A 14,823-nucleotide genomic window follows, 5' to 3' on the forward strand; every position below is an offset into this window, starting at 1 on the left:
CTTCCAGGTGCAATGGGTCCGCTATGGCCATCGCGTCTTCGACCGGCTGGCGCGTCTCCGCCAGCCGACCGTCGCCGTACTGTCCGGCCATGCGCTCGGCGGTGGGCTCGAACTGGCCGCCGCCTGCGATTTCCGCGTCGCCGAAACCCAGATCAAGCTCGGCTTCCCCGAAACCTCGATCGGCGTCGTGCCCGGCTGGTCCGGCACGCAGCGCGCCGTGCGCCGCTTCGGCGCGCAGACGGTGCGGCGCATGGCTGTAGGGGGCGAAGTTCTGCTGGCGGGCGAGGCGCTCGCGCTCGGCGTTGTCGACCGCGTCGTCGAAACCGGCAAGGCCTTCGAGGAAGCCAGGGCCTGGGCTGAAAAGATCGCCGAACGCGGTCCGCTGGCGACCGAAGCCGCCAAGCTGATGATCGGCATTGCCGAGGGCGAGGAGAATGCCGCGGCGGCCGAAGCGCTGGCCAGCGGCTTCATTGCGCTCACCGGCGACCTCAAGGCCGGCGTCGGCGCCTTCAAGGCCAAGCAGAAGCCGGCCTTTTCGAGATCCTAGAGAAAATACGATGAACGCACCGCTCAAGATTTCCATGCCGGCCGAAGCGTCCCAAGCGCCGAAAAACTACAAGCTTTTGATCGACGGCAAGCACGTCGACGCCCGCGATGGCCGCGCCATCGAGCGCAACAGCCCCGGCCACGGCTTCGCCGTGTCGCGCTACACTCAGGCCGGCGCCGCGGAAGTGGAAGCCGCAGTGCAGGCAGCGCACAGGGCCTTCGAGAACGGCCCATGGCCGCGCATGAAGGCCTCCGAGCGCGCCGCCGTGCTGCTCAAGGCGGCCGACCTGATCGAGACCCGGCTGGAAGAGATCGCCCGGCTCGACGCGCTGGAATCCGGCAAGCCGATCGCCCAGGCGCGCGGCGAGATCGGCGGCGCCGTCGACATCTGGCGCTATGCCGCCTCGCTTGCCCGCACGCTCCACGGCGAGAGCTACGCCAATCTCGGGGACACCATGCTGGGCGTGGTGCTGCGCGAGCCGATCGGCGTCGTTTCGATCATCACGCCGTGGAATTTCCCGTTCCTGATCGTCAGCCAGAAACTGCCCTTCGCGCTCGCTGCCGGCTGCACGGCAGTGGTGAAGCCGAGCGAAATGACGTCGGCCTCGACCTTCGTGCTCGGCGACATCCTGCTCGAGGCCGGCCTGCCGGCCGGCGTCGTCAACATCCTCGCCGGCTTCGGCGCCGATGTCGGCGCGCCGATGGTCGGCCATCCGCTGGTCGAGATGGTGTCCTTCACCGGCTCGACTCGCGTCGGCAAGATGACCATGGCCGCCGCCTCGAATTCCTTGAAGAAGGTTTCGATGGAGCTTGGCGGCAAGAACGGCCAGATCGTCTTCCCCGATGCCGACCTCGAAGCGGCGGCGGACGCGGCGGTGTTCGGCGGCTTCTTCAACGCCGGCGAATGCTGCAATGCCGGCAGCCGGCTGATCGTGCATGAAGCGATCGCCGACGACTTCCTCGGCGCGGTGAAGGCGCTGGCGGAAAAGGTCAGAGTTGGCGACCCGCTCGACGACCGCACCAAGGTCGGCGCCATGATCTCTGCCGACCACATGACAAAAGTAGCCGGCTATGTGACGGCGGCGAAAACCGATGGCGGCAGCGTCTACAGCGGCGGCGGACAGCTCGCCTCCAATGCCGGCCAGTATCTCGACCCGACCATCGTCCGCAACGTCACCGAGGATATGGCCATCGCCCGCGAGGAAGTGTTCGGGCCGGTGCTGTCCGTGCTCACTTTTGAAACGATTGAAAAGGCATTGCACATCGCCAACAACACGCCCTATGGTTTGTCTGCGGGTGTGTGGAGCGCCAGCATCGACACATGCATGTCGGTGGCGCGCGGAGTGCGTTCGGGGACGGTTTGGGTGAACACGTTCATGGAAGGTTATCCCGAACTGCCCTTCGGCGGCTACAAGCAGTCCGGTCTCGGACGCGAACTCGGCAAACGCGCCGTTGAGGACTATACCGAGGAAAAGACCATTCAGTTTCATCGCGGCCAGCGCACCGGGTGGTGGGTCGGCTGAGTTGGGAGACCCCGGCGGCCATCCGCCGGTCATATGAATGCAACAAGGGAGGAAGTGTAATGTTGCGCAAACTGCTTATCGGAACGGCTCTCGCGACGAGCTTTGCGTTCTCGGCGCATGCCGCGGACGTCAAGGAAGTGCAGATGCTGCATTGGTGGACGTCGGGCGGTGAAGCGGCCGCTCTGAACGTGCTGAAGCAGGATCTGGCCAAGGAAGGCTATGCCTGGAAGGACGTACCGGTAGCCGGCGGCGGCGGCGACGCCGCCATGACCGCGTTGAAGGCGATGGTTGCGGCAGGCAACTATCCGACCGCCTCGCAGATGCTGGGTTACACCGTGCTCGACTACGCCGCCGCCGGCGTGATGGGCGACTTGACCGAGACCGCCAAGAAGGAAGGCTGGGACAAGTCGGTTCCGGCCGCCCTGCAGAAGTTCTCCGTCTATGACGGCAAGTGGGTCGCGGCTCCGGTCAACGTCCACTCCGTCAACTGGCTGTGGATCAACAAGGCGGTGATGGACAAGATCGGCGGCACCGAGCCGAAGACCTTCGACGACTTCATCGCGCTGCTCGACAAGGCGAAGGCGGCCGGCGTCATCCCGCTCGCGCTCGGCGGCCAGAACTGGCAGGAAGCCACCATGTTCGACTCCGTTGTGATGTCGACCGGCGGACCGGAGTTCTACAAGAAAGCGATGAACGACCTCGATGACGAGTCGCTCAAGTCTGACACGATGAAGAAGTCGTTCGACAACCTCGCCAAGCTCATCAAATATGTCGACCCGAACTTCTCGGGCCGCGACTGGAACCTTGCCACCGCCATGGTCATCAAGGGTGATGCGCTGGTTCAGGTCATGGGCGACTGGGCCAAGGGCGAGTTCCATGCCGCCAACAAGACCCCGGGCACCGATTTCCTGTGCTACCGCTTCCCGGGCACTGACGGCACCGTGATCTACAACTCCGATATGTTTGGCATGTTCAATGTCCCGGACGACCGTAAGGCCGCCCAGGTGGCTTTGGCCACCGCCACTCTGTCGAAGAGCTTCCAGTCGGCCTTCAACGTCGTGAAGGGTTCGGTCCCGGCCCGCACCGACGTGCCTGACACCGACTTCGACGCTTGCGGCAAGAAGGGCATCGCCGACCTGAAGAAAGCCAACGACGGCGGCACGCTGTTCGGCTCGCTGGCCCAGGGCTATGGCGCGCCTCCGGCGGTTGCCAACGCCTACAAGGACGTCATCTCGAAGTTCGTCCACGGTCAGATCAAGACCTCGGACGAGGCCGTGACCGAGCTGGTCAAGGCAATCGACGACGCCAAGTAAGCCGTTTTGCCGTAAACTCGAGTCTCCCCCGCGTTGGCGGGGGAGGTCTCCTGTCGAGACGATATCCGGGACTGTTGCCTGGCGTGCCCGCGCGCCAAGCCGATTCCCGCTAACCGGTACTGGATGAGCCGATGAGCACAGTTGCCGAAACCACCATATCGCTGACGCCGGAGCATAACGGCCGTCCGAGCACCACGGTGCGCTCGCGGTTGCAGGATCTGCTGCCGAAGATCGTTCTGGCGCCGAGCTTCGCGGCGACGATCGTCTTCGTCTATGGCTTCATCCTGTGGACGATCTATCTGTCGTTCACCAACTCCAAGACCTTCCCGTCCTATGACATCACAGGCGCCCGCGCCTATCAGCGGCTGTGGCGCTGGACCTTCGAGAGCGACCCGCCGTCGAGCTGGTACACCTCGATCACCAACATGGGCATTTTCGGCTTCCTCTACATCCTGATCTGCCTGGCGCTCGGCCTGTTCCTGGCCATCCTGCTCGACCAGAAGATCCGTGGCGAAGGCATGTTGAGGCCGATCTACCTCTACCCGATGGCGCTCTCGTTCATCGTCACCGGCGTTGCCTGGAAGTGGTTCCTCGACCCCGGCCTCGGCCTCGAGCAGACGCTGCATCAATGGGGCTGGACGAGCTTCCATTTCGACTGGATCAAGAACAAGGATTTCGTCATCTACACGGTGGTCATCGCCGGCGTCTGGCAGGCTTCCGGCTTCATCATGGCGATGTTCCTGGCCGGCCTGCGCGGCATCGACGGCGAGATCATGAAGGCGGCGCAGATCGACGGCGCCTCCACCTTCCAGCTCTACCGCCGCATCGTCATTCCGCTGCTCAGGCCCGTGTTTCTCTCGGCCTTCATCGTGCTCGCCCATCTCGCCATCAAGTCGTATGACCTGGTCGTGGCGCTGACCAGCGGTGGTCCCGGCGGCTCGGCCTGGCTGCCGTCCAACTTCATGTATGAGTTCACCTTCAAGCGCAACGAGATGGCGGTCGGCTCGGCGAGCGCGGTGATCATGCTGATGACGCTGACCGCGATCATCGTGCCTTACCTCTATTCCGAGCTCAGGGAGAAGCCGCGATGAGCACTGTTGCCTCACCTGCCCGCCAGGCCTCGAGCGGCGTCAGCGCCAGGACGATCAACCGCATCGTCATTTACGGACTGCTGGCGCTGTTTGCTCTGTTCTATCTGATGCCGCTCTTCGTCATGCTGGTCACCTCGTTCAAGACCATGGACGAGATCCAGAACGGCAACATGCTGGCGCTGCCACAATCGCCCACCATCGAGCCATGGTTCAAGGCCTGGGGCGAGGCCTGCGTCGGTCTGACTTGTGCGGGGATCAAGGGCTATTTCTGGAACTCCATCAAGATGGTGGTGCCGGCGGTGCTGATCTCGACGTTGCTCGGCGCGCTCAACGGCTATGTCCTGACCAAATGGCGTTTCCGCGGCCATACGCTGGTCTTCGCGATGATGCTGTTCGCCTGCTTCATCCCGTTCCAGTCGGTGCTCTTGCCGATGGCGACAATCCTCGGCAGCATCGGCCGCTTCGGCGCCAGCCTGCGGAACGCGACCGGCTTCAACTTCGGCCTCGGCAATTCGACGGTCAACCTCGTTTTCGTCCACGTGGTCTACGGCCTGGGCTTCACCACGCTGTTCTTCCGCAACTACTACGAGGCCTTCCCGACCGAACTGATCAAGGCGGCGCAGGTCGACGGCGCGTCCTTCTTCCAGATTTTCCGCCGCATCATGCTCCCGAACTCGATGCCGATCTTCGTCGTCACCGTCATCTACCAGTTCACCAACATCTGGAACGACTTCCTGTTCGCTTCTGCCTATGCCGGCACCGGCGACGTGATGCCGATGACGGTGGCGCTGAACAATGTCGTCAACACCTCGACCGGCGTCGTTGAATACAACGTCAACATGGCGGCTGCGATGATCGCCGCGCTCCCCACCCTTCTCGTCTACGTCGTCGCCGGCCGCTATTTCGTGCGCGGGCTGATGGCTGGCGCGGTCAAGGGCTGACCCTATTTTCTGAAGGAACGACCATGGCTTTTCTGGAAATTGATGGGCTGAAGAAGCGCTTCGGGAATGTCGAGATCCTGAAGGGCATCAATGTCGAGCTCGAAAAGGGCGGCTTCCTCGTGCTGGTCGGTCCGTCCGGCTGCGGCAAGTCCACGCTGCTCAATACCATCGCCGGGCTGGAGAACATCACCGAGGGTGAGATCCGCGTCGAAGGCCGGGCGATCAACGATCTGCATCCCTCGAAGCGCGACATCGCCATGGTCTTCCAGAGCTACGCGCTCTATCCGAACATGACGGTCGCCGGAAACATCGCCTTCGGCATGGAGATGCGCGGCGTGCCGGCGGCGGAGCGGCAGGCTGCCATCGACAAGGTGGCGAAGATCCTGCAGATCGGTCACCTGCTCAACCGCAAGCCCAGCCAGCTTTCCGGTGGCCAGCGCCAGCGCGTCGCCATGGGCCGCGCGCTGGTGCGCGATCCGAAACTCTTCCTGTTCGACGAGCCGCTCTCCAACCTCGACGCTAAACTGCGCGTCGACATGCGCGTCGAAATCAAACGCCTGCATCAGAGCACAGGCACGACGATCGTCTATGTCACGCACGACCAGATCGAGGCGATGACGCTGGCGACCAAGATCGCCGTGATGCGCGACGGCGAGGTGCAGCAGTTCGGCACGCCGGCCGAAGTCTACAACAACCCCACCAACGTGTTCGTCGCCGACTTCATGGGCTCGCCGGCGATGAACCTGATCCCCGCCAAGATCGGCGCCAATGGCAGCGGGCTCGCCGTTGTGCTCGACCGCGAGGCGCGCCAGCCGATCACGCTGTCGCTGCCCGGAGCGCCGGCCGGCCTTGCAGCGTTCAAGGATAAGCCGGTCATCTTCGGCGTCCGCCCGGAAGCGCTGACCGATCCCGAAGGCGCCGAGCGCAACGGATCCGAGATCGCCACCGCCGACTGCCACATCGAGGTGGTCGAGCCGGCGGGATCGGATACGTTCGCCGTCACCAATCTCGGCGGCAAGGGGGTGGTGGCGCGGCTGCGCGCCGATGCCAGGATCCAGCCCGGCACCAGCACGCCGCTGGCCTTCAACCTCAGCAAGGCGGTGTTCTTCGATCCGGCGACCGAGAAGCGCATCCTCTGATGCATGTCGCCGAAAAGTGGCTCCGGTTTTGGGGCAACGACATGCATCGAAACAAAGACCCTTAGGCTATGGCAAATCCGGATATCGTCATCATCGGCTCCGGCATCGGCGGCGCCACGATCGCCTCCGGCTTGGCCGGCAGCGGCGCCTCGATCCTGATTTTGGAGCGAGGCGACCATCTCCCTGCGACGCCGCATGCGCGCTCGACGCGATCCATCTTCGTCGAGGAGCATTACCGGCCGAAGGAGATGTGGCGCGAGGCCGGCGGCCCGGCCTTCAACCCCGGCAACTATTATTACGTCGGTGGGAATTCGAAATTCTTCGGCGCGGTGCTGATCCGCTATCGCGAGGAGGATTTCTCCGCCATGGAGCATTTCGGCGGCGTCTCTCCCGCCTGGCCGTTTTCCTATGATGAGTTCGAACCCTGGTACTCGAAGGCCGAGCAGCTTTTTCGCGTGCGCGGCTCGCTCGGCGAGGACCCGACCGAGCCGTTCCACTCGATCCCCTACGCTTTCGAGCCGGTGCCAGACGAGCCTTCGATCGCGCGCGCCCGCGCCGAACTGAAGAGCCTTGGCCTGCATCCGGCATCGCTGCCGCTCGGCGTCGATATCGAAGCCTGGCTGAAGGAGGGCAAGACGGGCTGGGATGCTTTCCCGAACACCGGCCAGGGCAAGATCGATGCCCAGACCGGACCGCTGGCAGCAGCGCTCAGTGATGCGAACATCAAGCTCGAAACCGGCGCCCATGTCGACTGGCTCGAAGCCTCACCGGACGGCAAATCGATCGCCGCCATCCAGTACACGCAGGGCGGTGCGCAGAAGAAACTCTCGCCGAAGCTCGTCATCCTCTCGGCAGGGGCGGTTAATTCCGCCGTCATCCTGCTGCGCTCGCCTTCCGCCAGCAACGGTAAGGCAGGCGGCAAGGGCCTCGCCAACAGCTCCGATCAGGTCGGCCGCAATTTCATGAACCACAATTCGAGCGCGATGCTCGCGATCGATCCGCGCTGCCGCAACGATGCCGTCTACCAGAAGACGCTGATGCTCAACGACTATTATCTGTCGGACGGCAAGGGCGGCAAGCCGCTGGGCAATGTCCAGTTGCTCGGCAAGATCGACGGCAACATGCTGAAGGCCAATGTGAAGCTGGCGCCGAAATTCGCGCTCGATTTCATGGCCGGCCATGCCGTCGACTGGTACCTGATGTGCGAGGACCTGCCCGATCCCGAAAGCCGCATCATGGTCGACGGCAAGGAGATCGTCATGCAGTGGCGGCGTTCCAACATGCAGTCGCTCGAGGGCCTGACCAAGGTGATGCGCGAGAATTTCCGCGCCTGCGGCTATCCGATCGTGCTGTCGCGGCCCTTCGACAAGCGCACGCCCTCGCATCAGTGCGGCACCGTGCGCATGGGCAACGATCCGGCGGCAGCACCGCTCGATCCGTTCTGTCGCGCCTACGACCACCGCAATCTGTTCGTCGTCGACGCCGGCTTCCTGCCGACTTCGGCCGCGGTCAACCCGGCGCTGTCGATCGCCGCCCAGGCGCTGCGCGTCGCCGACCACATCCGCAGGAGCGAGCTTTGATCCGTCGGCGCCGCCCCTCACCCTTACCCTCTCCCCGTGAAGAACGGGGAGAGGGAGGCGCCGGCGTTGCGGCCATTCCCCTTCTCCCCGTCACTATACGGGGAGAAGGTGCCAGCAGGCGGATGAGGGGCGGCGCCGACATTGGAAAGGATATGTTCAAATGACCCGCCCGGCGGCTATCGTCACCGGCGGCGCGCGCGGCATCGGGCTTGCCTGCGCCGAGGCGCTGGCCGATGCCGGCTTCGAGATCCTCGTCGCCGACCTTGCCGAGAAGCCGGCTGACGGACTTGCCAAGAACATTGCAGCACGCGGCGCGAAGTTCGCCTACGTCCGTTGCGACATCGCCGACCTCGCCGGCCATGCCGCTCTCGTCGGGGCCGCGATGGACGCCTTCGGGCGCATCGATTGCCTGGTCAACAATGCCGGCGTCGGCGCCGTCGTGCGCGGCGACCTTCTGGACCTGAAGCCGGAGAACTTCGACCGTGCGCTTGCCATCAACTTGCGCGGCACGGTTTTCCTCAGCCAGGCCGTTGCCAAAGCGATGCTTGCGGCGCCAGCCAGCTCGGCGAGATCGATCATCACCATCACCTCGGTCAGCGCCACGATGGCCTCGCCGGAGCGCGCCGATTACTGCATCTCCAAAGCCGGCCTTTCGATGTGGGTGAAGAACCTGGCGCTGCGGCTCGCGGCGGAAAACATCGGCGTGTTCGAGGTGCGGCCCGGCATCATCCGCACCGACATGACGTCAGGCGTATCCGCCAAATACGACGCGCTCATCGATGGCGGTCTGGTGCCGGCAAAGCGCTGGGGCGAGGCCGCCGATATCGGCGCGGTGGTGGCCGCTTTGGCCTCCGGCAAGTTCGGCTTTTCGACCGGATCGGTAATCGATGTCGACGGCGCGCTTTCCGTGCCTCGTCTGTGAATGAGTGGAACCATGGCTGACTACATCATCGTTGGCGCCGGTCCGGCCGGCTGCGTCCTGGCCAACCGGCTGAGCGAGGATCCAGGGAATTCCGTCCTTTTGCTGGAAGCCGGCGGCAAGGACTGGCATCCGCTGATCCACATGCCGGCGGGCTTCGCCAAGATGACCAAGGGCATCGCTTCCTGGGGCTGGTCGACCGTGCCGCAGAAGAACATGAAGGACCGCGTCTTCTGGTACACGCAGGCCAAGGTCGTCGGCGGCGGCTCGTCGATCAACGCCCAGATCTACACGCGCGGCAATGCCCGCGACTATGACGCCTGGGAGAAGGAAGAAGGCCTCGCCGGCTGGGGCTATCGCGACGTGCTGCCCTATTTCAAGCGCGCCGAAAACAACCAGCGCTTCGCCAACGACTATCATGGCGACCAAGGGCCGCTCGGCGTCTCCAACCCGATCTCGCCGCTCCCGATTTGCGAGGCCTATTTCCGCGCCGGGCAGGAGATGGGCATCCCCTTCAATCCGGATTTCAATGGCGCGAGCCAGGAAGGCATCGGCTACTACCAGCTCACCCAGAAGGATGCGCGCCGCTCGTCTGCATCCGTCGCCTACCTGAAGCCGATCCGTACGCGGAAAAATTTGACGGTCAGGACCGACGTGCTCGTCACCCGCGTCGTCGTCGAGAAGGGCCGCGCCGTCGGCGTCGAGATCGTCGACAAGCCGGGCGGGCAGAAGACCATCCTGCGCGCCGCGCGCGAGGTGATCATCTCCTCGGGATCCATCGGCTCGCCGAAGCTCCTGATGCAATCGGGCATCGGCCCGGCCGACCATCTGAAATCGGTCGGCGTGACACCTGTCCACGACCTTCCCGGCGTCGGCTCCAACATGCAGGACCATCTCGACCTGTTCGTGATCGCCGAATGCACCGGCGACCACACCTATGACAATTACGCCAAGCTGCACCGCACGCTATGGGCCGGCCTGCAATATCTCCTGCTCAAGAAGGGGCCTGTCGCCTCCAGCCTGTTCGAGACCGGCGGCTTCTGGTACGCCGACCCGACGTCCGCCTCGCCCGATATCCAGTTCCATCTCGGCCTCGGCTCCGGCATCGAGGCCGGTGTCGAGAAGCTGAACAACCCGGGCGTGACGCTCAACTCCGCCTTCCTGCGCCCGCGCTCGCGCGGCACGGTGCGGCTGAAAAGCGCCGACCCTGCCGACCATCCGCTGATCGATCCGAACTATTGGTCCGATCCCTACGATCGCGACATGTCGATCAAGGGCCTGCGGCTGGCGCGAGAGATCATGCGGCAGAAGGCGCTCCAGCCCTATGTGCTGCGCGAGGTGCTGCCCGGCCCTGCCCTGCAAAGCGACGCCGACCTCTTCGACTATGCCTGCCGCACCTCCAAGACCGACCACCATCCGGTCGGCACCTGCCGCATGGGCCATGACGAGATGAGCGTAGTGACGCCTGACCTCAGGCTGCGCGGCATCGAAGGCCTGCGCGTCTGCGATGCCTCCGTGATGCCGCGCGTCCCCTCCTCCAACACCAACGCGCCGACGATCATGGTCGGCGAAAAGGGCGCCGATCTGATCCTCGGCCGCGAGCCGCTGCCGCCGGCCGTGTTCAAGGGCAACAAGGCGGCTTGAGGGAAGAACGATGATCCGGCACTGCGTCTTCGTCCGCTTCCGCGACGATGTCTCCTCCTCCGAGCGCGCGGCGATCCACGCCGATCTGGAGGCGCTGCGCTCATTGATCGACGGCATGGGCAAGGTCCATTTCAGCGCCAATGTCAGCCCCGAGCCTTTTGCGCGCGGCTTCACCCATGGCTTCACCGTCGACTTCCGCGATGCCGCTGCCCGCGACGCCTATCTGGTGCACGAAGCGCATCAGCGCGCCGGCGCCCGGCTGGTTGCCGCGCTCGAGGGCGGCACCGACGGGCTGATGGTGTTCGATTTGGAAATTCCCGGCTGAAGGGGGACGGCACGTTGCGGATTCATCCCAACCGCAGCGCGACGACGCCCGCGACGATGCCGAGCGCGGCGGCCCCGCGCCAAGGCGTCATCTTCTCGCCCAGTGCGAAGACCGAGATCAGCATGGCAAACAGGATCGATGTCTCGCGCAATGACGCGACCGAGGCGATCGGCGCTTTGGTCATCGCCCACATGACGATCCAGTAAGCGGCGCCGCTGAGCACGCCGGTGAAGAGGCCGGCCTTCCAGTCGCGCGCCAGCACGGGAAGCGATTGCGGCCCGCGAAAGGCGACGCACAGCACCAGCGCCCACGCCGCATCGCAGACGAACAGCCAGGCGGCATAGTTCGTCGCGGTCGCCGCCAACCGCGCGCCGCTGCCGTCGGAAAGCGTATAGCTGGCGATGAAGATCGAGGTGCCGAGCGCGAAGCTGACCGCGCGAAGGTTGAACCGCTCCAGATGTACGCCGCCGCGAAACGACATCACCAGCGTGCCCGCCGACAACAGGAGAATGCCGAGTATGGCGAGTGGCGCAGGCACCTCCCCTACCACGATGATGCCGCCAAGCGCGGCAAGCAGAGGCGCGGTGCCGCGCGCCAGCGGATAGGTCTGGGCGAAATCGCCGGCCTTGTAGGCGCCGATCAGGAATGTCCGGTAGCCCATGTGGAAGAAGACCGAGGCGAGAATGAAAGGCCAGACCTCGGCCTTCGGCACCTCGACGAAGGGCAGTGCCACGAGAGCGGCGGCACCCATGCCGAGCGTCATCAGCGTGATCGACAGGAAGCGGTCGAGATGCACCTTGACCAGCGCGTTCCAGATCGCATGCATGGCAGCCGCCGAGAGCACCGCGAGGAAGACGAACAGCGTCACGTCCGTCTCACCCGCCCGCAAAGCCCGAGGCGATGCCCGGCGTTTCCAGATCGATATCGACCCTGAGCGGAAAATGGTCGGAAGCCACCTCGCCGATGTCGGCGCTGACCGAACGCACGCGCCCAGCCAACATACCGCCGACGAAGCAATGATCGAGGCGACGCTTCGCCAGGCTGCCGTCGATGATCTTTTCGTGCGTGTGGAAGTCCGGCACGCGCTCGCTGGCGACGGCGGCCGCATCGACGAAACCGTCGATATAGGCGGCGCCGCGATGGTAGGGCGTGCTGCCGACGATGCGCCGGTATTCGGCGCTGCCCGGCTCCATATTGAAATCGCCGAGCCAGATCGCCGCCAGCGGGCTTTCCGGCTCCGGCTGGCCGTCACTCCAGTTGCGCTGCGGCTCGTCGTCGGCGCCGCTCCACGGGCCTCCGTCGGCTGGCGCGCGACAGTGCTCGGCAAGCAGGTAGTCGATCTGTTCCAGCCGCTCCTCAACCGCGATATGGGCAAGATGCAGCGAGAATATCCGCACCGGTCCCGCCGGCGTGCGGATCATGCATTCGAGCGCGGCGTTGCGGGTATTGAGCGGCCTGAGCGCGCGGCGCAGCGGCAGCGCGTGCAGCCGCGACCAGACGATCGGCAGCTTCGACAGCACCATCGTGCCGAACTGCCGCCGGCGGTTCACGATACGGCCGTCGCGTTTTTCGCTGGCATCCATGTCGAAGGCCGGACCGTAAACCCAGTGATAGTCCGGCAGCAGCCTGGACAGGATTTCCGGCTGGTCGTCGCCATTGCTGCGCTGCCAGTGCCGCTCGACTTCTTGCAGGGCGATGATGCCGGCGCCGTCGACGATGCGCGCGGCGCGCGCCAGATCGTAGCGGCCGTCGCTGCCGAACCCGTACTGGATGTTGTAGCTGATCAGCTTCATTGATTAACCGGCTGACTATATGGCGATGGCAGTAGCGCCTTGGGCACAGCGTTGCAATGGACCGCGGCGCCACGCGGAATAGTCCAGCTAGTGACCGCCGGGCCGAGCCTAGGTCGTAAGCGGTTGAAACCGGCCGGCCGGCGACGCCGCCAGTTCCGACCAGTCGATTTCTTCCTCGAGGCGGTGATAGGCCTCGTCGCCGATCGTTCCGTTGCGGCGCAGTTCCTCCAGCGTGTCGCGTTGCCGTTTGATGGCATAAAGGCGCAGCCGGTCGTATTCGGTCGCAGCCTGCGCATCCTCAGGATTCTCGGCGACCAGGCGCTGGGCTTCGTATTGCTCGCGCACGACGGCCGCCGCGGCGGATGTCTTGCGGCTCAGCACATCGAGCGCGGCCTGCATGATGGCGACGCGCGCCTGCGCCACTTCACGGTCTATCGTCGTATCCCGCTCGAAATTCAGCCGGCGCAGCAGAGGCTTCAAGCTCATCCCTTGCAGCACCAGCGTGCCGAGAACGACCGCAAAGGCGGCGAGCACGATCGGGTCGCGACCAGGAAAGCCTGCCGGCAAGGCGAAGGCCGCCACCAGCGTCACCAGCCCGCGCATGCCGCACCAGCCGACGAGCACGGCGCCGCGGAACGTCGGCGCATCCCGCCTTTTGTCTTCGCTGTCGAAGCGGGCGAACCATCGCATGACCGCGACGTAACCCAGCACCCAGACGAGGCGTGCCGCGACGACGACGGCCAGCACCGTTGCGGCGAACAGAAATGCATCGCCTTGCCCTTCGCCGGAGAGCCGGCCGACGATCGACCGTGCCTGCAGGCCCATCAGCACGAAAGCCAGCACGTTGAGCACGAACACCGCCGACTCCCAGACCGAATAGGTGCTGACGCGGCGCCTCGCCGACATGTGGCGCGGTGCGGTGCGCGCGATGGTGATGGCGTAGACGACGATGGTGATGATGGCCGAAAGACCGATCTTGTCGGCGATGATCCAGACGGCGAAGGTGCCGGCGAACTGCACCACCGTGCTGCTCGCCGCATCCTCTATCCGCGTGAGCGCGATGAGCGAGATGCGGCCGAACAGATAGCCTGCGGCGACACTGCCGACCGTCGACAGCAGGATGACCGGGACTGCGTCTTTCAGCATGACAGCGCCGATCGTCGCCGAAACCGATATCCGGTAGATCAACAGCGCGGTGGCGTCGTTGAGCAGGCTCTCGCCTTGCAGGATGGCGGTGATGCGGTGCGGCACCTTGAACTGCCCGAGCACGGCGCTCGCCGCCACCGCGTCCGGCGGGGCGACGATGGCGCCGAGCGCGATTGCCGCCGCGATCGGCAGGCCGGCCATCTTCCAGCCGACGACGGCGACCGCCACGGTGGTGAAGACGACTGCGCCGAGCGCCAGGAGCGCCAGCGACAGGCGGTAGCGCTTCAGGTCGCGCAGCGAGGTGTCGTAGGCGGCATCGAGAAGCACCGGCGCAATGAACAGCGCCAGCGCAAGTTCCGGATCGATCTCAATGGTCGGTGCGCCGGGCAGGAAGGCAAGCCCCGCCCCTGCCAAAGCCAGCAGGGACGGATAGGGAACCTCCATCCACCGCGAAACCGCCGTCAGCGCGACGGCGATGAGAAGCAGGATAAGGGTGAGCTCGAACAGCGCCATGGCTCATCGTAACGGCGAAGCGCGAAAGTTGGCAGTACCCTCGAGTCAAGATGCTGTTGATTGTCCAGCGCGTCGATATCGCCTGGCCACTATGGACATCGCACCGGCTTGAAGAGCTTCAGTCCAGTTGGCTCAGGCTGTATAGCCTAGTGCAGCACCAGCATGTCGCCCGACGAGAAGGAGATATCCGCCTTCTCGCCGACGACGGGCGGCGGCGTCGCGGAGTTGTTGAAGGTGTCGAGCGACACCGTGTTGCCGCCGATGCCGACGCGCACGCGGATGACCGAGCCGAGGAAATGCACTTCGGAGATCTCGCCCGAAAGGCTGGTGTCGTGGCCCGGCTGGCGTCC

General features: G+C 64.8%; 14 protein-coding genes. 10 read left to right on the forward strand and 4 right to left on the reverse strand.

Annotated elements, in window-relative coordinates; translation table 11 throughout:
• From EOA29_RS09475 to EOA29_RS09520, 10 genes are all read left to right on the forward strand, one after another.
• On the forward strand, positions 1-547 hold a 547-nt coding region (locus EOA29_RS09475; protein WP_145969648.1), incomplete at its 5' end, for an enoyl-CoA hydratase/isomerase family protein.
• Positions 548-557: 10 nt separating this feature from the next.
• Positions 558-2,069, forward strand: a complete 1,512-nt coding sequence (locus tag EOA29_RS09480) for an aldehyde dehydrogenase family protein (protein ID WP_127220818.1) — start codon at positions 558-560, stop codon at positions 2,067-2,069.
• A gap of 59 nt (positions 2,070-2,128) precedes the next feature.
• Positions 2,129-3,382, forward strand: coding sequence for an ABC transporter substrate-binding protein (locus EOA29_RS09485; RefSeq protein WP_126092116.1), 1,254 nt, complete (start codon positions 2,129-2,131; stop codon positions 3,380-3,382).
• 131 nt (positions 3,383-3,513) lie between these two features.
• Positions 3,514-4,473, forward strand: a complete 960-nt coding sequence (locus EOA29_RS09490; protein ID WP_126092115.1) for a sugar ABC transporter permease — start codon at positions 3,514-3,516, stop codon at positions 4,471-4,473.
• A complete protein-coding gene (locus EOA29_RS09495) occupies positions 4,470-5,414 on the forward strand; it encodes a carbohydrate ABC transporter permease (RefSeq protein ID WP_126092114.1) in 945 nt (314 codons plus the stop codon). Before EOA29_RS09490 ends, EOA29_RS09495 begins: the two co-directional genes overlap by 4 nt.
• A gap of 23 nt (positions 5,415-5,437) precedes the next feature.
• A complete protein-coding gene (locus EOA29_RS09500; RefSeq protein WP_126092113.1) occupies positions 5,438-6,553 on the forward strand; it encodes an ABC transporter ATP-binding protein in 1,116 nt (371 codons plus the stop codon).
• A 68-nt stretch (positions 6,554-6,621) separates the two neighbouring features.
• Positions 6,622-8,133: a GMC family oxidoreductase gene (locus tag EOA29_RS09505; RefSeq protein WP_126092112.1), complete on the forward strand. Its 1,512-nt coding sequence runs from the start codon at positions 6,622-6,624 to the stop codon at positions 8,131-8,133.
• Between the two features lie 160 nt (positions 8,134-8,293).
• Positions 8,294-9,055, forward strand: a complete 762-nt coding sequence (locus EOA29_RS09510) for a 3-ketoacyl-ACP reductase (RefSeq protein ID WP_126092111.1) — start codon at positions 8,294-8,296, stop codon at positions 9,053-9,055.
• 12 nt (positions 9,056-9,067) lie between these two features.
• A complete protein-coding gene (locus tag EOA29_RS09515) occupies positions 9,068-10,696 on the forward strand; it encodes a choline dehydrogenase (RefSeq protein WP_126092110.1) in 1,629 nt (542 codons plus the stop codon).
• Positions 10,697-10,706: 10 nt separating this feature from the next.
• Positions 10,707-11,021 carry a Dabb family protein gene (locus tag EOA29_RS09520; RefSeq protein WP_126092109.1) on the forward strand — a complete coding sequence of 105 codons (315 nt, stop codon included), beginning with the start codon at positions 10,707-10,709 and terminating at the stop codon, positions 11,019-11,021.
• 22 nt (positions 11,022-11,043) lie between these two features.
• On the opposite strand, the gene EOA29_RS09525 is transcribed toward EOA29_RS09520, so the two are convergent.
• The 4 genes from EOA29_RS09525 to EOA29_RS09540 form a co-directional block, all read right to left on the reverse strand.
• Positions 11,044-11,889, reverse strand: coding sequence for an EamA family transporter (locus EOA29_RS09525; protein ID WP_126092108.1), 846 nt, complete (start codon positions 11,887-11,889; stop codon positions 11,044-11,046).
• Positions 11,890-11,896: 7 nt separating this feature from the next.
• Positions 11,897-12,814, reverse strand: a complete 918-nt coding sequence (locus tag EOA29_RS09530; RefSeq protein WP_126092107.1) for an endonuclease/exonuclease/phosphatase family protein — start codon at positions 12,812-12,814, stop codon at positions 11,897-11,899.
• Positions 12,815-12,922: 108 nt separating this feature from the next.
• A complete protein-coding gene (locus EOA29_RS09535) occupies positions 12,923-14,473 on the reverse strand; it encodes a sodium:proton antiporter (protein ID WP_126092106.1) in 1,551 nt (516 codons plus the stop codon).
• Between the two features lie 146 nt (positions 14,474-14,619).
• Positions 14,620-14,823 (reverse strand): TOBE domain-containing protein (locus EOA29_RS09540; RefSeq protein ID WP_127220819.1); only part of this gene is annotated, 204 nt, incomplete at its 5' end.

This window comes from Mesorhizobium sp. M1E.F.Ca.ET.063.01.1.1 (assembly GCF_003998155.1).
In the GTDB taxonomy this organism is placed as follows: Bacteria; Pseudomonadota; Alphaproteobacteria; order Rhizobiales; family Rhizobiaceae; genus Mesorhizobium.